A 19,263-nucleotide genomic window follows, 5' to 3' on the forward strand; every position below is an offset into this window, starting at 1 on the left:
GCTTCACCCTTCAAAAGGGCACAAAAAATCTCTTTTTTAGGCGACAAATGGTCTAACTACTAAATACTATATACTAAATACTATATTATGGAAGCATACATTGTAGCAGGTTTTCGTACAGCGGTTGGAAAGGCACCTAGAGGTGGTTTCCGGTTTACGCGTGCGGATGATTTAGCATCTTCGGTCATTAAGCATTTGATGGCTTCGGTGCCGAATCTGAACAAAGAAGATATAGACGACGTGATCGTCGGGAATGCGATGCCAGAGGCAGAGCAAGGATTAAATATGGCACGTTTCATTTCACTGATGGGCTTGGATACAGACAAAGTACCTGGCGTTACGGTGAATCGTTATTGTGCTTCTGGATTGGAAACCATCGCTACTGCGGTGGCTAAGATCAAAACCGGAATGGCAGATGTCATCATCGCTGGTGGTGTCGAAGTGATGTCCGGAATGCCATTTGGTGGATGGAAGATCGTGCCTAATCCGGTGGTGGCAAAAGAACATCCAGATTGGTATTGGGGAATGGGGCTTACTGCAGAAGCTGTTGCCAAAGAATTCAATGTCTCCAGAGAAGATCAGGATAAATTTGCTTTGCAATCCAACCAAAGAGCAGTTACAGCTATTAAAAATGGTCACCTAAAGGATGGTATTGTACCTATCACAGTCAAAGAAAATTACATTAAAGATGGTAAGATCGCTACCCGTGAATACGTGGTAGATACAGATGAAGGCCCTCGTGCTGATACCTCATTGGAAGCATTGGCGAACCTTAAGCCAGTATTTGATGCCAAGGGATCTGTTACCGCTGGTAACTCTTCTCAAACTTCAGATGGTGCCGCCTTTGTATTGGTTGTTTCTGAAAAGAAAATGAAAGAACTAAACCTAACTCCTATTGCCAAGTTGGTGAGCTATGCCGTTGCTGGTGTGCCTCCTCGCATTATGGGTATTGGACCGATCTACGCTATTCCAAAAGCATTAGAACAAGCAGGATTGAAAAAAGAAGATATTGACCTTTTCGAATTAAACGAAGCATTTGCTTCACAATCGCTGGCGGTTATACGTGAGTTGGGATTGGATGAGAACAAAGTCAATGTCAACGGTGGAGCGATTGCCTTAGGTCACCCACTGGGTTGTACCGGCGCTAAATTGACAGTACAAGTATTGAACGAATTAAAACGTCAAAACAAAAAGTACGGCATGGTAACCATGTGTGTGGGTACTGGTCAAGGAGCTGCAGGAATATTTGAATTGCTGTAATCCTTCAAAGTCTACAGACAAACAAAAAATAATATTACCCAAAAAATAAAAAACAGATTAACAATCTAGCTAGGCGAAAGCCTGGCACTTATAAAAGAATTTATCATGAGTGAAGAAGTAAAAAACAATGCAATCAAAGGCGGAGAATTTGTCATCCGTGAAACTTCCTATCAAGACATCTTCATCCCTGAGGAGTTTGATGAAGAAGCAAAGATGATTCGCCAAACCTGCGTTGACTTTCTAGACACAGAGGTATTGAACAAATTAGATCGTATCGATGCCCAAGAAGAAGGTTTAATGCAGAGCCTAATGGACAAATCTGGCGAATTAGGTATGCTCGGAGTATCCATTCCAGAGGAGTACGGTGGTTTCGGCAAGAACTTTAACACTTCTATGCTGGTAGCTGATGCAGTAGGTGGCGGATTCTCCTTTGCCGTTGCCCTATCGGCACATACAGGTATCGGAACCTTGCCTATCCTTTATTATGGAAATGCAGAACAAAAAGCAAAATATATCCCAAAATTAGCAACCGGTGAATGGAAAGCAGCATACTGTTTAACAGAGCCTAACTCCGGTTCCGATGCGAATTCTGGACGTACTTCAGCAAAATTAAACGCCGAAGGAACACACTACCTGATCAATGGTCAGAAAATGTGGATCACCAATGGTGGTTTTGCTGATGTATTTATCGTATTCGCTAAAATTGATGACGATAAAAACCTTACAGCATTTATCGTAGAGAAAGATTTTGGTGGAATTACCATGAACCCTGAAGAGCATAAATTGGGTATCAAGGGATCCTCTACCCGTCAGATCTTCTTCAACGACTGTCCAGTTCCTGTAGAGAATATGCTTTCTGAGCGTGAGAATGGCTTTAAGATCGCAGTAAACATCTTGAACATTGGTCGTATCAAATTAGGTGCTGCTACTATTGGTTCTGCACGTTCGGTACTTTCTACAGCTATTAACTATGCGAATGAGCGTGTACAGTTCAACCTTCCAATCTCAAAATTTGGTGCTATCCGCTATAAGTTAGCGGAAATGGCAACCCGTTTATTTGCAACAGAATCCGCTACTTACCGTGCTGGACAAAATATTGATGATGCCTACGATGCCTTAATTGCATCAGGTATGGATGAAGCAAAAGCTAAATTAAAATCAGTAGAGCAATTTGCTATTGAATGTGCCATCATTAAAGTTTGGTGTTCAGAGATGCTAGACTATGTAGTGGACGAAGGTGTTCAAATCTATGGTGGAATGGGCTACTCGGCTGAAGCACCAATGGAAAGAGCTTACCGCGACTCCCGCATCAACCGTATTTTCGAAGGAACCAACGAAGTAAATCGCTTATTGGTGGTGGATATGTTGTTAAAACGTGCCATGAAGGGTGAATTGGATTTAATGGGTCCTGCGCAAGCAGTAGCCTCTGAATTGATGTCTATCCCTGATTTCGGTGAGGAAGATGACACTCCATTTGCAGCAGAGAAAAAAATCATTGCTAACTTGAAAAAAGCAGGATTGATGATTGCCGGTGCAGCAGTTCAGAAATTAATGATGTCCCTGTCTAAAGAACAAGAAATCTTAATGAATATCGCTGATATCATCGGTTATGTTTATGTAGCAGAGTCAGTGATATTACGTGCGGAGAAATTACAACATACCGTAGGTGGAGACCAAGCTGCTTATGCTGCTGATATGGCGAAAATCTATTTATACGGTGCTATTGATAAAGTTAATGCCGCTGGTAAAGAAGCGCTTTATTCTTTCGGTGAAGGTGACGAATTGAATATGATGTTGGTTGGTCTACGTCGATTCACAAAAGCGCAACCTTTTAATGTGAAAGAAGCACGTCAGCGTATTGCTAAGAAGCTTATCGAAGAAAATAAATATTGCTTCTAGAAGAGATATAAAATTGTTTAAAGCCCTGCCTCAAAACAGGGCTTTTTATTTTTTACCACATTCTAAACCCTAACTCGAAACAAGCTATAGCCAACCTTCTACTAAAGCTTTACGAACTACCTCTGTCATATTATTACAATCCATTTTTTTGAGAATGTTCTTTCGGTGTGTCCGAACTGTATGTTCTGAAATAAAAAGCTTATCAGCGATAAGTTTGGAATCATGTCCCTGAGCCACTAACTCCAAAACTCGCATCTCACTTGGTGAAACCGCAGCCTGAAAACAGTCACTATAATCATTCTTGTCAAATAAGGATATTTTCTTAGGATGCTCCGCATCACTGTTATCAATCAGGTAATGGCTATACTGCCTGGAAGGTTGCAAATTGGAGATGTCAGAATAGATATTGAGCATATAAATCGGCTCCATATGTTCATTAAACAAAACCGGAATGCTTTGAGCCAGGACAAATAAGGTTTTCCCATTCTTACAAATCAAGTCGAGGGTTCGATTAACCTTGATATATGGTCGCTTTTCAGGTGCTTGAGCATACAGGTATTTAAAGTATTTAGTTCCTCCTCTTGTCGCTCGAATAGTGTCCTTTAAATGGTGAATACTTAACATCAAGGAATAGCCCCTCCTGATCACCTCCTCTTTGGTATATCCTGTAAACTGCTCGATTGGTCCACCTGCATCGACAATGCTCAATGTGCTAATGTCAGCTAAGGAATAAAAATAAGTATCGAAGGCATGAAATACTCGCAAGTAATTATTTAAATCAAAATCCTTTTTTCTTTGCATGGCCTCAGCTTTACCAACAGATTTCTGCGAATACTTACTAAATTCTTGGAAGGATTGTGAAATCTTACGAAATAAAAAACTATCTAATTTCATGTGATTAAGCTTTTTGGACACCTAAAAAAGAGGAATCTTTTACCAATGATTTTGTAAGTTTAAAATAACAGTAATAATTCCAAACTCCATATACCCAAATTGGGGTATATTTCACATCATCTTCATATTAAGTCAATTTATTAACATTAGAAAACAACCTTTATCAAAAATAAATAATCAAGTAATCAACGGTTAAAACACGGCTTTTTTTCTACATTTGTTCATCCAATTTATTAACATCAAATACACTATGAACTCCAGTTCGGGTAAAAAAAAGCATATGCTTTCGGAAATATGGGAATCTAATCCTAATTTATTGTCTGATTCCACCCTAACAAGTCAATGCCCAGATATAGGGAAATATTTGGCGGATATTTTAACAGTTGGTCCATATTATTACTACATCATCAATGTCAAAAATTATGAACTCAGTAATATCCATGCTCAACTAAGCCAGATCCACGGCTTAGCCCATCCTCCAATTCAACTTAATGAAATCATAGATCTAATCCATCCTGATGATTTAGAGTTTGTCCAATTAGCAGAAAAGAAATCCATTGAACGCATCATAACCAATTATTCTGACTCCATCTTAAATTGGAAATCCAGTTATTGCTTTCGTATGCGGGTTGCAGATAGTACCTACCACTTATTTCACCACCAAGCAGTACATATTGCGGTGGATGACGAGAACAAACTAACTTATGCGTTGAATATACACACAGATATCCATCACATTACCCAAGAAAACAGTGGACTACTCTTGGTTCAATCCTTGAATCAAGAAAAAGAATATATTCAAATCGACCCTTACGAACAAGAGGAAAAAACCAAGGTCCCTGAATTAAGTAAACGCGAAATGGAAATCTTACCTTATATCGCTAATGGACACTCTAGCAAGCGGATAGCCGACCTTCTTTTCATCTCTGCAGACACCGTTCGATCACATCGTAAAAACATACTCAAAAAAACCAAAACCAACAGTAGCAATGTTCTCATTAAGAAATGTTTAGAATGGGGACTTTTATGATAAAACTTACAAAATAAGTTGAAAAATACCTCGATTGAGGTATTTTGTGAATTGATTTTAATTCCTAAAATTGAGAAACTATAATCCTCCGTTCCTACAATTAGGTACCAAGGATTACAACGCAAGGTCATGGAAGATAAATCACTGCAACTGGCTCCTATTTGGAAAAGATTTCCTCAGCTATTTTCTGAAAAGCAATTAGAAATCAGCGAATCCACTATCATCCAAATGATATCGGAGATGCTCGTTATTGGTGACCATTATTACTTTATTCTTAATGTTGCTGATGGATCCGTACAACATGTAGCAGCGAATTGTTTATCCATGCATAATCTCGAAAACACACCAGCTCATGTACAAGAAATCATCGACCTCATCCATCCTGACGACTTACCATATGTATTGCGTGCTGAAGAAGTCTGTCACCAAAAAATAGCTAAGCAAGAAGCGGAAGAACGCAAAAACTTAAAAGCATGTTACTGTTTCCGAATGAAAATGAACAATGGTAAGTATCAACTGTTTCACCATCAATCCATACCCGTATTATTTGATGAACATGGTAAAATTGTGTCAACCGTAAATATTCATACCAATATTGACCATATCTCTAAAAAAAACAGCTTAATAGCCCATGTCATTGGAATAAACAACAACAACAGTTTTTACCAATTCAATCTTTCGAAGAAAATAAGTATTGGCAAAAAACCAAATAATCCGCTTACAACCCGAGAATCTGATATTCTGCAATATGTTGCTAAAGGGTATTCCAGTATTCAGATCGCTGAATTATTGGGCATATCCGACCAAACCGTAAGAGTGCACCGAAAAAACATCCTCAAGAAAACCCAAACCATTAACAGCAGCAGTCTAATCAAATACTGCGTAGAAATGGGCTGGTTATAAACTGAACCTTTCTTTTTTCGTCAAGACTTAATTAAATAGTGCCAAGGCAATGATTAATGTCACCACAATATTGAAGGTCTGCGCCACAATAAAAGCATACAATGGCTTCTTATTATCCTGCTTAAACAAATCTTTGAAATTAGTCTCTAAACCAATGGAAGTAAATGCTAAAGCAAACCATAATCCTTGAAGACTCTTCAAGCTATCCTTAATTTGATCATTCGTCTCTGGTGAAACCACGAATGAGAATAATAGCGAAACAAATACAAAACCAACTACAAACTTTGGAAATCTCTCCCAAATCAATTTCAAGGTTGGCTTTTCTTTTTTCGTTTCATCATCTACGGACTTGGAATAAGTCCAGTAAATACTGATAAAAAAAGCTGCAATACCTAAAAGAACGTTCTGTGAGAACTTCACGATGGTACTGATCTTTAAGGCTTCCTCACCTACCAAAGATCCTGATGCTACTACTGCTCCCGTGGTATCAATACTTCCCCCTAACCAAGCTCCGGTTACCTCTTGAGAAAGGTTAAGCCATTGCGCTATATAGGGCATGAAAATCATCATCGGAATTGCCGTTATCAAGACTAAAGAGATGACATAAGAAAGCTTTTTCGTATCGCCTTTAATGGCTCCAGAAGTAGCTATCGCAGCAGAAACACCACAAATAGACACCGCACTGGACAACATTAGGGACATTTCCTTGTCAATCTTCAGCTTCCGACATACCCAATAGGCAAAATACCATACCGACACAACCACCAATAATGCCTGTATTAATCCCAAAGATCCAGCCTTTAAAATATCCCCAAAGATGACTGTTGTACCCAATAACACTAATCCTACCTTCACATACAATTCTGTACTCAAGGCTTCTTTGAACCAAGTTGGTAGTTTGAAACAATTACTGATAATTAGACCGATGGCCAAACTAAAAATAACAGCCTCCAAATTATAATCTTTGATCACCGCATTTCCGGCTAAAACCAAAGCAAATAAGGTCAACAAATAAACTGTTGGAAAGACGATTAGAAGTGCCTTTAAATTCTTTTTCAGCAATATAGCACCTAAAATAGCTGCCGCATAAACTACGACAAATTGAGCCCCCATGGCTATTAGGTTTTTCTGAGAGAGGACCGTATTTTGAAGTGTTTCCGAGTCTGACCAATTAAAGCTTGGCTTCGGTACTATTACTCCAAATAGTGCTAAGGCGATAATTGCCAATCCCAAAATAACGACTACCCAGTCTTCCGAGAGTTCAAATGTTTTAGATGCCATGAAAAAGTTTAAGTTGATTTAAGTATCAGTTGCTGTAATGCGAGCTGAAGATAGGGAAAATTAAATTTAAAGCCTCTTTCCAAGGTTAATTTTGTTGTTACAGGAACAGATTCTAATAATAAAGTGGGATCAACGCCTTTTACGCGAGCACCTATTTTGGCCATGAAGCTTGGAAGCGGCAGTCCAATGGAAGATCCAGCCACAGTGCGTATGGTTTTCATAAATTCTTCATTGCTTAAGGGGTTTGGACTACAGGCATGGTAAACCGGATCTGGCTCATTTAAACTGATGATCCAAGGTATTAATCGCAAGAAGTCATCAAGCAAAATCCAACTCACTATTTGCTTTCCTGAACCCACTGTTCCTGCCAAGCCTAGCTTAGCCAAAGGATACAGCTCCGCAAACATGCCCGATTCAGCCATCAAAACCGGGGCAATTCTTAAAATCACCTGATGGGTTTTTGGGGCCTCCCATTTCAAACAGGCAGCCTCCCAATCTTTAGCCAAATTCGCTAAAAAGTCACTTCCAAAGTCGGTACTTTCTTCATCCTTCAAATCCCCTTTGCCATTGAAAATGGAAACTCCCGAAGCATTTATCCATAATCTGGGCGGATTACTCGCCTGTTGTATGGCTTTCCCTAGCACAGAGGTAGGGCGAACCCGGGACTCCCGAAGCAAACTTTTATTTTCTTCATTAAACACCCGATTAATGGATGCTCCAGATAGATTGATCAAGGTATCCGCCCCGTCCAATATAGATGTCCAGGAGTCCATATGCTCCCCATCCCAAAGCACGAAATTCAACTTCGGATTTTCCGTTCTCCTTTTTTGGCGCGACAATACATAAACTTCATCTCCATTGGCTAAAAACCCTTCAATCAACTTTGTTCCCAAATTGCCGGTTCCTCCAGCCACGATAATCTTTGCCATAAATGCTTTATTTAAGTGGTGAATAATGATCTTTCAATGCCGTATGTGCTGCATGGTAACCACACATACCATGTACACCTCCACCTGGAGGCGTGGATGATGATGTAATGTAAACTTTCGGATTAGAGGTACGATAAGGAGTCAAGGAAAAACTCGGTCTAGTAAACATTTGCCCTAGATCCATGATTCCTCCAGAAATATCGCCACCTACATAATTGGGGTTATAACTTTCCATTTGCTGGGCATTCATGGTACTTCGTCCTAAGATGGTATCTCGAAAACCTGGCGCAAAACGTTCTATCTGTCTTTCTATTAATTCTGTACAATCTTGTTCCGAACCAAGTGGAACATGGCAATATGCCCATCCCGTATGTTTTCCAGCTGGTGCTCGACTGGAGTCAAAAACACTAGGCTGCGAAAAGAGCACATAGGGCTTAGCATTCATTCTCCCTCGAAAAGCGTCAAGCTCTGAGGCGGCGATGTCTTCAAAGGTTCCTCCCAGGTGTACTGTTGCGGCTTGTTGACAAGCAAGATCACGAAATGGAGTAGGATCTGATAATGCCCAATCAATTTTAAAAACACCCATACCATAGCGGTATTTTTCCAATTGCTTGCGATAACCCAATTTCAAGTCCAATCCTTTGACCTGGAGAACTTGCCTTGGCGACATGTTCAAAAATAACAGCTCATGCTGCGGAAGGTCTCTTACATCTTCTAACCAATGGTTCAAAAGAATCTCTCCGCCCAAATCCTGATAATAAGCCGTTAGGGCATCGGAAATTGCTTGGGACCCCCCTATTGCTATTGGCCAGCCAGATCGATGCGCCATACCACCTAAAACCAAGCCTATTGCAGAAGTTCCCAGTCTATCCAGAGGTTGCATACCATGTGCCACCAATCCTGCCCATAATGCACGAGTTTCCATACGTTCAAAACGCTTGGCAATATAACTGGCAGAAGCCAAAGCCTTCAACCCAAACTCCGCCATCAACAAAGGATGATGAGGCACTTGCAATGGACCAAAAACATCTGCAGCAAGCGATGGCCATTTGTAAACAACTTCCGAAAGTAAAGCTTGATATTCTGAAAAATCTTGACCCAACACATCCGTCATTTCCTCCATTGAACGATGCAATAGCACTGCAGGAGCATCATCAAGCGGATGCGCCAAAGGATATTTGGCTTCCATGAATTTTAAGCCATGATCTGCCAAAGGCAAAGCATCAAAAAATGGAGAACCAAAAAACATGGGATGTACAGCCGAGCAAACATCATGATGGTAGCCAGATAGAGTCAATTCACTAGTCCGCATACCGCCACCAATTTTATCGGAGCCTTCGACCAATAAGGTAGAAAGCCCAGCCAGTTGTAAACGGATGGCCGCTGAAAACCCATTAGGTCCTGATCCAACTATGATGGCATCGTACTTTTTCACTTCAACACGTTTTAGTCCCTAATCTACCATTTTTGATTGGTATACGAATTAGACCGTTTAGGATTTTACGAAACAAAGTTCTTGTTCCATACTGCTAAAGAAAAATAATGGACTAGTTAACTTATATATTCCCTTGCGTTGAACAGCAAATAAGCTTGAGTTTGCTTCGAGACTTTCAAGGAATTTCTAGGGATCTGCTAGGGATCTTGTTCGGATCTCGTTCGGTCGGAACCGAACGAGATCCGAAGGAGTTCCGAACAAGTTCCGAAGGAGATCCGAATAAGTGTCGAATAAAACCCCTGTGAGAGACGATTAGATAACAGACAATAGACAAAAGAAATAAAGGAAAAAGGTAGTGTAAAATCGGGTATAAAGAGAACTATTACAGCGTATAAAAAAAAGAAAGGCTGCCCAAATAATTTTGGACAGCCTTTAAAGATTTTAGTGTTGATCTTATTGGTTTAACAACTCGATCAAGTCTTTTTGAATGGCTTCGCCTTTATCTTCATTATACCAACGTTGGATAAATTCCTTAATCTCATCAGTTGGTTTTCCTTCGGCTTTCATTTGGGTGAATAAGTCTTGCAAAACTGCTGGTCTTGGACCCCAGATTACTTTATCGTGCCCCACATCATTACGGATGATCAACTTCGGGATGGATTTACCACCATTAGTTAAGTACTCATCGATAAGGTACGGCTCTGTATCGCGCAATTGAAAATCCAAGTCGATAAAGCTATTGTCTTTTACGATTTGGTAGATTTGCGCTACGGAATGTGCCGCATCACCACACCAAGGTTCCGTAATAAGAATCCAGTGTTGTGGATCTTTGATGTTTTGAATACAAGATTTCATGTCATCCGAAGGTTCAAACTTCTTCAACCATCTGTTCATTCTCGACCAATTAAGCTTGGTATAGTTTAGGTAGTCAGCGTCATTGGAGTATGCTTCGTGGTTTTCGGTGTTGTTTAAAATATCCTCGAAGTAACTCAGGTATTCGTCAAAATTCATGTTAGATTTCTGTTTTCACAAAAATAAGGATTTAATTAAGAATTCGGAAATGATGACAGAATGTCACATTACGATGACAATAGAAGGAAGATATTTCCGACTTTGGGCTGACAAATGACAATAAAACCATTTGGCATAAGCGTTGTTGAATAGGTATTACAATAGTAAATTAGACAACAGTTAAACATAAGATAATTACAAGATATGTCAAAAATTATAGGAATCGACTTAGGAACAACGAACTCATGTGTTGCCGTAATGGAAGGTAACGAGCCCGTTGTGATTGCCAACAACGAAGGTAAACGCACTACTCCTTCTATCGTGGCATTCGTAGATGGAGGTGAACGTAAAGTAGGTGACCCTGCAAAACGTCAAGCAATTACAAACCCACACAAGACTGTTTACTCGATTAAGCGTTTTATGGGTATTACCTTTGATGAGGCAAAAAATGAAATTTCTCATGTACCTTACAAAGTAGTTAAAGGCGACAACAATACGCCACGTGTGGAAATTGATGATCGCAAATATACGCCTCAAGAAATCTCTGCTATGATTCTTCAGAAGATGAAGAAGACTGCAGAAGATTATTTAGGCCAAGAAGTATCACGTGCGGTAATTACCGTTCCTGCATACTTTAATGATGCGCAACGTCAAGCAACTAAAGAAGCTGGTGAGATCGCTGGTTTAAAAGTTGAGCGTATCATCAACGAGCCGACTGCTGCAGCATTAGCATACGGTTTAGAAAAAGCAGACAAAGACATGAAAATCGTGGTATTTGACTGTGGTGGTGGTACTCATGACGTCTCTGTTCTAGAATTAGGTGATGGTGTATTTGAAGTAAAAGCGACTGATGGTGATACACACTTAGGTGGTGATGACTTTGATAATGCAATCATCAACTGGTTAGCAGCAGAATTTGCTGATGAAAACAATGGTTTCGACTTGAAGAAAGACGCGATGGCTTTGCAACGTTTGAAAGAAGCTGCAGAGAAAGCGAAAATCGAATTATCGAGCACTACTTCAACGGAGATCAACTTACCATATATCACGGCTGATGCAACAGGTCCTAAGCACTTAGTTCGCAACTTATCACGTGCTAAATTCGAGAGCTTAGTAGGTCCACTTATCGAGCGTACTATTGAGCCTTGTCGTACAGCATTGAAAAACGCTGGATTCAGCACTTCTGATATTGATGAAGTAATCTTAGTAGGTGGTTCTACACGTATCCCAGCTATCGTTGAAGCGGTGAAAAAATTCTTCGGAAAAGATCCTTCTAAAGGTGTTAACCCAGATGAGGTTGTAGCATTAGGTGCTGCTATCCAAGGTGGTGTATTAACCGGTGAAGTGAAAGACGTATTATTATTAGACGTAACTCCACTTTCATTAGGTATCGAAACTATGGGTGGTGTAATGACAAAATTAATTGAGTCTAACACAACGATCCCTACACGTAAATCGGAAGTATTCTCTACCGCATCGGATAACCAACCATCCGTTGAGATCCACGTATTACAAGGTGAGCGTCCAATGGCTTCGCAGAACCGTACTTTAGGACGTTTCCAATTGACTGATATTCCACCAGCACCACGTGGTATCCCTCAAATCGAAGTAGTATTTGATATTGATGCCAATGGTATCATCAAAGTATCTGCTATTGATAAGGCCACTGGTAAAGAGCAAAATATCCGTATTGAAGCATCTTCAGGTTTATCCGATGAAGAAGTGAAGAAAATGAAACAAGAAGCAGAAGCGAATGCGGAAGCGGATAAAAAAGTAAAAGAAGAAGTAGATAAATTAAATACAGCAGATGCATTAATCTTCTCAACCGAGAAACAATTAAAAGAGTACGGTGAAAAGATTTCCGCAGATAAGAAAGCTCCAATTGAGTCTGGCCTAGAGAAATTGAAAGCAGCACATGCCGCTAAGAATTTTGCAGACATCGATACAGCTTCTGCAGAATTGCAAAATGCATGGAATGCTGCTTCAGAAGAAATGTATGCTGCATCTCAGCAAGGTGCCGGAGCTGAACAACAAGCTCAAGGAGGTGCTGGACAAGCGAACAACGGTGGTAACCAGGGTGGTGCCGATGATGTTCAAGATGTAGATTTTGAAGAAGTAAAATAAAACAGGTTTACACCTGAAAATAGAAATGCCCGGATCCAATTGATTCGGGCATTTTTTATGTTGATATAGCACAGAATGGCATCTAATCTCCTTCCTCCAATTCAAAAAGATCTTCGATCTGTTTCCCCAGTATCTGCGCCAGCTTCAAGGCGAGCACGGTAGAAGGCACGTATTTGGCAGCTTCTAAGGCATTAATCGTCTGCCGGCTTACATTGACCTCCTTGGCAAGCTGTTCTTGCGACAGCCCCTTCATAACTCGAAAAATCTTAATGTTATTCTTCATTCTGCTTCCCTCCCTTATTCAATCGGTAATAATTCAACCGAAAAATAATGATAAACAATAATAATAGAATATGCCCAAAGAGCAATGCAAAGGAAACAAAAGTCATCCCGTAAATGGATAAGGTAATTAAAACACCTAAACCAATCATGATTAAAATAGCCCAGCTCCAACTGTATAGTCGAATAGACTGAATCATTTCGTCTTCAACTTTCGTTTTGGAAAAAGCAATAAAGGTAAGTCCTAATAAGCCAATTAAGAGGAATAAGGTAAAGCCTATATCAACTTCCATGATTTCAAAAAGGCCAGATTCTTGGAGAGGTGTATCGTTGTAAACGACAAAGGTATTTATTCGAATGCCTGAAATGGAATCTTGATAAATCTTATAAGGAATCATCAGGAGAAGCATGATCAAGCCTATCCACTGAAAGTATCTAGGCAATAAGGGTATCTTTTTCATAACATCTATTTTATAATTAATTATTAGGATTAACAAAACAAATGTAAGATAAACCTTACATATTGACAAGTGTTTTTTACATTTTGTAAAAAATACTTGTCAATTAATAGGAATAATGCCTTAGAATGCCCTTGTCGAAAACGGTCCAATATGCAGCTGGCATTTGGGCTTTCTTGAGGGCTTCGTTAGTCCAGGTATTGCAAGAATAAAACATGCTGTAGGCACCTTTGGCTTCATAAAAAGCATCATCTGGTCCATATTGCGCTTTGGTTTGAATATAAATAGGCTTGCCAACTTGATCTTTATCCAAGCTGTTAATAATATAATCTTGGAGAATGCTTAGCTGGGTAGAGTCGATGTTTATTTTCCGGCAGAGTGAATCGGTCTGCATCTGCTTGTAATAGGTGATGTGCAAGGCAGTTTCTCCAATCCCTAAAGCAGCGACCAAGGCTGTTTTGGCGGTTAAATCTTTCCATTCAGGGGTATTGAGATAAAAACCCTTATCACCCCATCCAATCGAAATAAATTGATGGCCTTGCGCTTTTCCCTTGGTGTTTTCAATTGGAAACACAGAGGTCCAATCCAGGTCAGCAGTTCGAATAGGAAGGACAATATCTGTATGAACACCATTGGATAGAATATAAGCCTCAATGGTTTTTTGTTCAGAAGTCTGATCTGCCTTATTCAATGAAATTCTAGACAATGAGGCATCTGTTGCTAAATACAGCAATGCAAAGACGATCAATCCTAAAAGACAATACAGAACCCAAGCCATGACTTTTTTCATCCAAGTAAATTAAATCGATTTCAACAATTGAATATAGTAAAAATTCTGACCCAAGAAGGTCTTAAATAACCATCAATTTCTACAGGTTCTAGAAATTTGGCAAAAAGAAAAGGCTAATACTTCCCAATTAAGGATTGTATTAGCCTTTTGTTTATGAGTAGAAATCCTTAGAATAATTTCTGAGGATAAGTACCATCTGCTAACAATTTAGAGATGCTTTCTTGTACGATAGGTTTGTCTTCAACATACGTTACGCCAAACCACTTTGAAGAAGTTGGGATTACTTTAAAAGCTGCCATTCCGTTTTTAACCATGTGGTCAGGAACTGAAGGAATAAAGAATTCAGACTTTGGATTATCGCCGTTCTCTTCAACAAATTGAGGGAACATATCCTGTGCTACCTCAAAAATCTTAGGTGTAAAACCCCAGAAGTTCATCGATACACGAGCATCTGCAGGTAGATCATTTTGAACACCGTTTTCCTCGTAAACGATTTTACGATTTCCTTGCTCATCGGTTACATAGTAAATGTTAGTACGCTCCGTAACAGAAGCCATGTGACCTTTTTCATCCACTTCACAAACACCTCTTGACACATAACCATAATCAGACATGGTATTGCCTACTTCAAAACCCATTAGGGACATGTGAGCATCGTCTACCTCATTGGTTAAGAAATCAGCCATTTTCTTGAAAGCATCATAACCGTAGAAGTCATCAGCATTAATCACACAGAAAGGACCATCAACTACGTCTTTGGCACTCATTACCGCATGGGCAGTACCCCAAGGTTTCGTACGTTCAATTTCTTTGTCAACACCAAATTTTTTAAGGTTGAAATCTTGGAAAGCATAATCAACGTCAATTTTTCCTTTTAATTTTTCGTCAAATTTATCGCGCATCACTTGCTCGAATTCTTCGCGAATAATAAAAACTACTTTACCAAATCCTGCACGGATGGCATCATAAATAGAATAGTCGATAATTGTTTCACCGTGTGGACCAAAGGCATCAACTTGCTTCAATGAACCGTAACGGCTTGCCATTCCTGCTGCTAAAACTACCAAAGTAGGTTTTCCCATAATATAATGTTTTGTTAAATTTTTCAGTATCGTGTGGGCAAATATACTATTTTCTTCTTATCTCTTTTTGAACATTGCGTTAAGAATTCCGTTCGCTATTTTACCCAATAGTTTTACACCTTCACGCGCTAAAGTACGACTCGCTTGGCTCTGTGCAGCTTCCAAAGGTGTTTGCCTTCTTGAGCTGGAAGAACTACGGGATTTGGCCGCTTTTTCAGCTTCTTTTTTAGCTTTCTCTGCCGCTTCTTCAGCATCGTGTTGTCCTTGTCTTTCCTCCAGGATTTCGGAAGCTGTGCGTCTTTCGATCCGCTCTTGATATTTGTTATAGAACTCTGAATTTCTGACTAGTTCCTCATATAGCTGTGGCTGACATGGTCCCATAACTGCACGTGCTGGAACCAAATGTGTCGCTACGACTTCTGTAGGAATACCTTTATCGTTCAATACCGTCACCAATGCTTGTCCGATACCCAAGGATGTTAATACCTTGTCAATCTCGTAAAATTCTGATGTAGGATAGGTCTTTACAGTTTTACGTAAATTTTCAGCATCATTTGGTGTGAAAGCTCTTAAAGCATGCTGTACGCGGTTTCCCAATTGTCCTAAAACTGATTCAGGGATATCTGAAGCAGCCTGTGTACAGAAAAACACACCAACCCCTTTGGAACGGATCAAACGAACAATCTGTTCAATCTGTGTTAAGAAAGCTTTGGATGCACCATTGAACAGCAAATGTGCCTCATCAAAGAAGAATACCAATTTTGGTTTATCCAAATCCCCTACCTCTGGTAGTTTCTTGAACAATTGCGCCAATAAACTCAAAAGAAAGGTGGAGAATAATAAGGGCTGATCCTGAATATCGGAGATATTAAGCAAGGTAATGACACCTTTGCCATCAATCTTTCCAAATAGATCATTAATATCAAATTCTTTCTCGCCAAATATATGGGCTAAACCCTGTTGTTCAATCGCTACGATCTTACGAAGGATAGTACTGGCACTTGCCGAGCTGATCTTACCATAATCCTCTTTAATCTCTGCTGCCCCTGGACCTTCGGATAGATAGCTTAAAAGTCGTTTTAAATCGGCAAAGTCTACAATAGGCAACTGTTTATCGTCTGCATATTTGAATATGGCGCTTAATACACCAGCTTGTGTATCGTTTAAGTCCAGGATACGAGCCAACAGAACCGGTCCAAAATCTTCAACGGTCACGCGCATTGGTGCACCTAGTTTTCCACTAAGAGAAAACAATTCAATAGGGAAACTAGCAGGTTGAAAAGGAATACCTACGGCATTTCCTCGTTCGATAAGCGCATCGTTGGTCTTACCAGGTTCCGCAAGTCCGGATAGATCACCTTTTACATCGAGCATAAACACTGGGACACCGGCATCAGAAAGCTGCTCGGCAGTCAATTGAAGGGTACGGGTTTTACCAGTACCGGTAGCTCCAGCGATTAGACCATGGCGGTTCATCATCTTCAAAGCAAGGTTTACCTTCGCGTCAGTGATGATTTCACCATCTAAAATACCAGAGCCCAATTGTATAAATGCGCCCTTAGGGCTATAGGATGTTGTGATTTTTTGGATGAATTGTTCTTTCATATGGTTGAGAACTTATGTTTACTCGAAATTAGGAATAAAGATAATATAATACAATCTTAGATTACCAAGTTCTATGGATTAAGGAATTATTAACAATTCAAACTAAAACACATACTTTTGTAATTTTTTCACAATTTAATTCCAAAATATCGTCTTTTTTGAAATTAAATTTTATTTTTGTTCAGTTTATGATTGCAAGGGCACATTTATTTACGAAAGCATATCGGATCATGGCAGCTAAGCTGTGTTTCTTCATCTTCTTCACGAAGATGTTGATTTCCATGACACCGATTTTCGTGGATGTACTGGATAAAGGTACTGTCCTCCAAGTAGTGATGCAATTAGAAATTGAGACAACCTCGAAAGCGGGAAACAGCAACAATGAAGATCTTCATGAAACTGGCATTAAAATCTTTAAGCCGGATGCTTTTGATTTCCTTGCTTACAATCCAACCATTGAATGCACATCTCAAAGCAGACAATATCTACGTAATGAGAAGTCTATTTGTGCGTTTCACCCCACTGTACCGACCCCCCCTCCTAACTGTTAATTCGATTCTTTGACGAAGTCATGTTCTGACCGGTAGTACACCTGTCTTAATGGGACGATTGAGTTTATTTATCATCAAAAATTGAATTACAAAAAATTAAACATCTTATGTTTGGTACACGTACGTCTGCTTTTTTGAAATTGTCAAAAAGAGACTTAAAATATGATTTTCCTGCTAGTATAGTAGTTTTTTTAGTGGCACTCCCATTATGTTTGGGTATTGCCATGGCGTCAGGAGCGCCGTTATTTGCCGGTTTATTAACTGGAATTATTGGAGGGATAGTGGTAGCCTCCATTTCTGGATCTCCCTTAAGTGTCAGTGGTCCAGCTGCTGGTCTGACCGTCATCGTATTGGGATCAATAGAAAAACTTGGTGCATATGAGACCTTTATTTTGGCGGTCGTGATCGCTGGAGTAATCCAGTTGATTCTAGGAATTGTTAAGGCCGGGATGATCGGGAATTACTTTCCTTCATCGGTCATCCTAGGGATGCTCGCCGCAATCGGTATTACCATTATCCTAAAACAAATTCCTATTGCATTTGGACTAAATGAGTCGCATGCTTTTGAATTTGATAATGGAGGCGGAATTGCTGCATTTACCAATACCGTCATGTCCAGCGTCAATTGGGGAGCAACCATCATCTGTTTTCTCTCCTTAGCGGTATTAATCTTTTGGCCTAAGATCAAAGGATTAAACAAGGTGCCAGCACCATTAGTTGTGGTATTATTGGGTGTTGGATTAGGTTTTGCTTTCCAAGGAACTGGTTTAGCCTTAAATCCAGATCACTTTGTGAATATTCCAATTGTATCTTCATTTGCTGATTTTACAGGTTTATTTATATTCCCTGATTTTACCCAAATCCTAAATAAGGAAGTTTGGATCGTTGCATTTACCATTGCGATTATCGCTTCTTTGGAAACCTTGTTAAGCATTGAGGCTATTGATAAGATAGATCCTTTAAAGCGTAATTCTCCAACAAATAGAGAATTAGTGGCACAGGGTGTAGGTAATATGGCATCGGGATTCCTAGGTGGACTACCTATGACCTCGGTAATCGTTCGTTCATCAGCTAATGCGAATGCTGGTGGTAAAACAAGACAAGCAGCTATGTTGCATGGTCTTTGGTTATTGGTAGCTGTATTGGCTATTCCAAGTATGATCAATTTAATCCCTTATGGCGGATTAGCCGCTATCCTACTTCACACAGGTTATAAATTAGCAAAACCAGCTTTGTTCAAACAAATGTTTGGTAAAGGATTGGATCAATTTATTCCATTTTTTATCACTATTGCTGTTGTCGTATTCACTGACTTATTGACTGGTGTAGGTGTGGGTATCTTGGTAGCGACCTTTTACATCTTACGTGCCAATATGCACAATGCATACCACATCAATATTAAACCAAAGGAAACAGATGATACTTCAGTAGCCGTATTAACTTTGGCAGAAGAAGTTACATTCTTAAATAAAGCACCTATTCAACATAAGCTTTATAATTTACCGAAGGATGTCAAGACCATTTTGATTGATGGACATCGAAGTAAATTTATTGATAAGGATGTCATTGATGTCATCAAGGACTTTGAGCAAAATGCGATCAGCAAGGGCTTGGATATTGAGCTAAATGAGGTGACTTTCAAGAAGGAACACCGTCGCAGAAAACAAAAACTTAAAAAAGTAGTTTAAAAGAATTAAATAAATGCGGAAACTTGTAAAGTTTCTCAGAATTG

Annotated in this window: 17 protein-coding genes; 7 read left to right on the top strand and 10 right to left on the bottom strand. The window is 39.6% G+C overall.

The genetic code is table 11. The features are described 5' to 3' along the window. Positions 1–87: 87 nt before the first annotated feature. Positions 88–1,260 (top strand): acetyl-CoA C-acyltransferase, encoded by a 1,173-nt coding sequence (locus tag ABD676_RS15000; protein WP_344675551.1) that lies wholly within the window; start codon positions 88–90, stop codon positions 1,258–1,260. A 105-nt stretch (positions 1,261–1,365) separates the two neighbouring features. Then, entirely contained in the window at positions 1,366–3,159 is a 1,794-nt protein-coding gene (locus tag ABD676_RS15005) for an acyl-CoA dehydrogenase family protein (RefSeq protein WP_344675552.1), read from the top strand. Between the two features lie 84 nt (positions 3,160–3,243). Here the strand turns inward: ABD676_RS15005 and ABD676_RS15010 are convergent, their stop codons facing one another. Beyond that, entirely contained in the window at positions 3,244–4,053 is an 810-nt protein-coding gene (locus ABD676_RS15010; RefSeq protein WP_344675553.1) for a LuxR C-terminal-related transcriptional regulator, read from the bottom strand. Positions 4,054–4,303: 250 nt separating this feature from the next. Between ABD676_RS15010 and ABD676_RS15015 the strand changes: the two genes are divergently transcribed. Then, positions 4,304–5,083, top strand: a complete 780-nt coding sequence (locus tag ABD676_RS15015; RefSeq protein ID WP_344675554.1) for a helix-turn-helix domain-containing protein — start codon at positions 4,304–4,306, stop codon at positions 5,081–5,083. 129 nt (positions 5,084–5,212) lie between these two features. After that, entirely contained in the window at positions 5,213–5,986 is a 774-nt protein-coding gene (locus tag ABD676_RS15020) for a LuxR C-terminal-related transcriptional regulator (protein ID WP_344675555.1), read from the top strand. A gap of 27 nt (positions 5,987–6,013) precedes the next feature. On the opposite strand, the gene ABD676_RS15025 is transcribed toward ABD676_RS15020, so the two are convergent. The 4 genes from ABD676_RS15025 to ABD676_RS15040 form a co-directional block, all read right to left on the bottom strand. Beyond that, positions 6,014–7,267, bottom strand: a complete 1,254-nt coding sequence (locus tag ABD676_RS15025) for a YeiH family protein (protein WP_344675556.1) — start codon at positions 7,265–7,267, stop codon at positions 6,014–6,016. A gap of 8 nt (positions 7,268–7,275) precedes the next feature. Then, positions 7,276–8,196 carry a TIGR01777 family oxidoreductase gene (locus ABD676_RS15030; protein ID WP_344675557.1) on the bottom strand — a complete coding sequence of 307 codons (921 nt, stop codon included), beginning with the start codon at positions 8,194–8,196 and terminating at the stop codon, positions 7,276–7,278. A 7-nt stretch (positions 8,197–8,203) separates the two neighbouring features. Further along, positions 8,204–9,631 carry a phytoene desaturase family protein gene (locus ABD676_RS15035; protein ID WP_344675558.1) on the bottom strand — a complete coding sequence of 476 codons (1,428 nt, stop codon included), beginning with the start codon at positions 9,629–9,631 and terminating at the stop codon, positions 8,204–8,206. Positions 9,632–10,084: 453 nt separating this feature from the next. Further along, on the bottom strand, positions 10,085–10,642 hold the full coding sequence (locus ABD676_RS15040; protein WP_344675559.1) for a thioredoxin family protein: 558 nt from the start codon (positions 10,640–10,642) through the stop codon (positions 10,085–10,087). 204 nt (positions 10,643–10,846) lie between these two features. On the opposite strand from ABD676_RS15040, the gene dnaK reads away from it, so the two are divergent. Next, entirely contained in the window at positions 10,847–12,766 is a 1,920-nt protein-coding gene (gene dnaK, locus ABD676_RS15045) for a molecular chaperone DnaK (protein ID WP_344675560.1), read from the top strand. A gap of 82 nt (positions 12,767–12,848) precedes the next feature. Here dnaK and ABD676_RS15050 read toward each other — a convergent pair whose 3' ends face one another. The 5 genes from ABD676_RS15050 to ABD676_RS15070 all read right to left on the bottom strand — a co-directional run bounded on the left by ABD676_RS15050 (position 12,849) and on the right by ABD676_RS15070 (position 16,980). Further along, positions 12,849–13,049, bottom strand: coding sequence for a helix-turn-helix transcriptional regulator (locus tag ABD676_RS15050; protein WP_344675561.1), 201 nt, complete (start codon positions 13,047–13,049; stop codon positions 12,849–12,851). Next, the gene (locus ABD676_RS15055) at positions 13,039–13,506 is read right to left on the bottom strand and encodes a hypothetical protein (RefSeq protein ID WP_344675562.1); all 468 of its coding nucleotides are present in this window, start codon (positions 13,504–13,506) and stop codon (positions 13,039–13,041) included. The genes ABD676_RS15050 and ABD676_RS15055 overlap by 11 nt, the downstream gene beginning before the upstream one ends. 103 nt (positions 13,507–13,609) lie before the next feature. After that, complete coding sequence (locus ABD676_RS15060; protein ID WP_344675563.1) at positions 13,610–14,293, bottom strand: TIGR02117 family protein; 684 nt, start codon at positions 14,291–14,293, stop codon at positions 13,610–13,612. Positions 14,294–14,460: 167 nt separating this feature from the next. Beyond that, positions 14,461–15,375: a sugar phosphate nucleotidyltransferase gene (locus ABD676_RS15065; RefSeq protein ID WP_344675564.1), complete on the bottom strand. Its 915-nt coding sequence runs from the start codon at positions 15,373–15,375 to the stop codon at positions 14,461–14,463. A 57-nt stretch (positions 15,376–15,432) separates the two neighbouring features. Further along, positions 15,433–16,980: a helicase HerA-like domain-containing protein gene (locus ABD676_RS15070; protein WP_344675565.1), complete on the bottom strand. Its 1,548-nt coding sequence runs from the start codon at positions 16,978–16,980 to the stop codon at positions 15,433–15,435. Between the two features lie 230 nt (positions 16,981–17,210). Here ABD676_RS15070 and ABD676_RS15075 point away from each other — a divergent pair, with 230 nt between their 5' ends. Both ABD676_RS15075 and ABD676_RS15080 read left to right on the top strand, forming a co-directional pair. Then, the gene (locus tag ABD676_RS15075; RefSeq protein ID WP_344675566.1) at positions 17,211–17,531 is read left to right on the top strand and encodes a hypothetical protein; all 321 of its coding nucleotides are present in this window, start codon (positions 17,211–17,213) and stop codon (positions 17,529–17,531) included. Between the two features lie 107 nt (positions 17,532–17,638). Further along, a complete protein-coding gene (locus tag ABD676_RS15080) occupies positions 17,639–19,219 on the top strand; it encodes a SulP family inorganic anion transporter (protein WP_344675567.1) in 1,581 nt (526 codons plus the stop codon). The last annotated feature ends 44 nt before the right edge of the window (positions 19,220–19,263 follow it).

The organism is Sphingobacterium kyonggiense, assembly GCF_039536825.1.
In the GTDB taxonomy this organism is placed as follows: Bacteria; Bacteroidota; Bacteroidia; order Sphingobacteriales; family Sphingobacteriaceae; genus Sphingobacterium; species Sphingobacterium kyonggiense.

What these genes read in the sequence shown, in the direction of transcription:
- ABD676_RS15000 (WP_344675551.1), top strand. Translation starts at nt 88, where the DNA reads ATGGAAGCATACATTGTAGCAGGTTTTCGTACAGCGGTTGGAAAGGCA.
- ABD676_RS15005 (WP_344675552.1), top strand. Translation starts at nt 1,366, where the DNA reads ATGAGTGAAGAAGTAAAAAACAATGCAATCAAAGGCGGAGAATTTGTC.
- ABD676_RS15010 (WP_344675553.1), bottom strand. Translation starts at nt 4,053, where the DNA reads ATGAAATTAGATAGTTTTTTATTTCGTAAGATTTCACAATCCTTCCAA.
- ABD676_RS15015 (WP_344675554.1), top strand. Translation starts at nt 4,304, where the DNA reads ATGAACTCCAGTTCGGGTAAAAAAAAGCATATGCTTTCGGAAATATGG.
- ABD676_RS15020 (WP_344675555.1), top strand. Translation starts at nt 5,213, where the DNA reads ATGGAAGATAAATCACTGCAACTGGCTCCTATTTGGAAAAGATTTCCT.
- ABD676_RS15025 (WP_344675556.1), bottom strand. Translation starts at nt 7,267, where the DNA reads ATGGCATCTAAAACATTTGAACTCTCGGAAGACTGGGTAGTCGTTATT.
- ABD676_RS15030 (WP_344675557.1), bottom strand. Translation starts at nt 8,196, where the DNA reads ATGGCAAAGATTATCGTGGCTGGAGGAACCGGCAATTTGGGAACAAAG.
- ABD676_RS15040 (WP_344675559.1), bottom strand. Translation starts at nt 10,642, where the DNA reads ATGAATTTTGACGAATACCTGAGTTACTTCGAGGATATTTTAAACAAC.
- dnaK (WP_344675560.1), top strand. Translation starts at nt 10,847, where the DNA reads ATGTCAAAAATTATAGGAATCGACTTAGGAACAACGAACTCATGTGTT.
- ABD676_RS15050 (WP_344675561.1), bottom strand. Translation starts at nt 13,049, where the DNA reads ATGAAGAATAACATTAAGATTTTTCGAGTTATGAAGGGGCTGTCGCAA.
- ABD676_RS15055 (WP_344675562.1), bottom strand. Translation starts at nt 13,506, where the DNA reads ATGAAAAAGATACCCTTATTGCCTAGATACTTTCAGTGGATAGGCTTG.
- ABD676_RS15060 (WP_344675563.1), bottom strand. Translation starts at nt 14,293, where the DNA reads ATGAAAAAAGTCATGGCTTGGGTTCTGTATTGTCTTTTAGGATTGATC.
- ABD676_RS15065 (WP_344675564.1), bottom strand. Translation starts at nt 15,375, where the DNA reads ATGGGAAAACCTACTTTGGTAGTTTTAGCAGCAGGAATGGCAAGCCGT.
- ABD676_RS15070 (WP_344675565.1), bottom strand. Translation starts at nt 16,980, where the DNA reads ATGAAAGAACAATTCATCCAAAAAATCACAACATCCTATAGCCCTAAG.
- ABD676_RS15075 (WP_344675566.1), top strand. Translation starts at nt 17,211, where the DNA reads ATGGCAGCTAAGCTGTGTTTCTTCATCTTCTTCACGAAGATGTTGATT.
- ABD676_RS15080 (WP_344675567.1), top strand. Translation starts at nt 17,639, where the DNA reads ATGTTTGGTACACGTACGTCTGCTTTTTTGAAATTGTCAAAAAGAGAC.